Raw genomic sequence first — 993 nt, 5'->3', positions numbered from 1 at the left:
TGATTTACGCTTTATTGCTACCAGTTTCGCATATGGTTGTAATGTTGGCCCAGTTCAAGCTGAACGATGCTTGAAAAAGTATTCACGTAAACAAATTGCTTGGCTATTCAATCACCACATTACTGAGCTGCGTCTCAATAAAATTAGTGAAGTCATTATCAAGGCATACAAACAGTTTGAGCTGCCTTATATTTGGGGCAATGGTGAAAGTGCTTCTGTTGATGGGACTTATTGGGATATGTATACCAATAATCTACTGGCAGAGCACCATATTCGTTATGGAAAATATGGTGGGATTGGCTATTATCACGTTTCTGATCAGTATGTTGCTTTGTTTGGAAACTTTATCCCGTGTGGTGTTTATGAGGCCATTTACATTTTCGATGGGATTTATGAAAGTGATGAAACCTTACGTCCAGATACAATCCATGGGGATACGCACGCGCAAAACGAAGTGGTATTTGGGTTTGCCTATTTGTTGGCAATAACACTTATGCCCAGAATACGTAGTTTCAAGCATCTCAATTTTTATCGACCAGCTGAAATGAATGAAAAATCATACCAACATATCAGTGATATTTTTATATCGAAAGAGCCCAACTGGCAACTCATAGAGTCAATGTACTACGATATGTTGCGCGTTGTTATGTCAATCCAAAGTGGCAAAATTAAAGCGTCAACTATATTGAAAAAGCTGCGCTCCAATAGCAAGAAGAATAAGCTGCATCAAGCGTTCCGTGAATTGGGGCGAGTAGTACGAACCATTTTTCTTTTAAAATATATTGCTGATGTTGATCTTCGTAAAAAGATTCAAGCAGCTACTTGTAAAAGTGAAGAGTTTAATGATTTTATTGATTGGATCACCTTTGGCAAAGACGGTGTTATTCACGAAAACAATAGTATAATTCAGCAAAAAATTATTGCGTTTGGCAGGATGGTTGCTAATGCGGTGATGTTCTACACTGTTGCCAACACAACCAATGTTTTGAACCA

1 protein-coding gene is annotated in these 993 nt (G+C 38.0%); it reads left to right on the top strand.

The features are described from left to right. On the top strand, positions 1-993 hold a 993-nt coding region (locus OQJ26_RS19280), incomplete at both ends, for a Tn3 family transposase (RefSeq protein WP_265705286.1).

The organism is Legionella sheltonii, assembly GCF_026191355.1.
Taxonomy (GTDB): domain Bacteria; phylum Pseudomonadota; class Gammaproteobacteria; order Legionellales; family Legionellaceae; genus Legionella; species Legionella sheltonii.
Note: the sequence above shows the minus strand (reverse complement) of the source record. Positions and strands in the feature narration are given on the sequence as shown.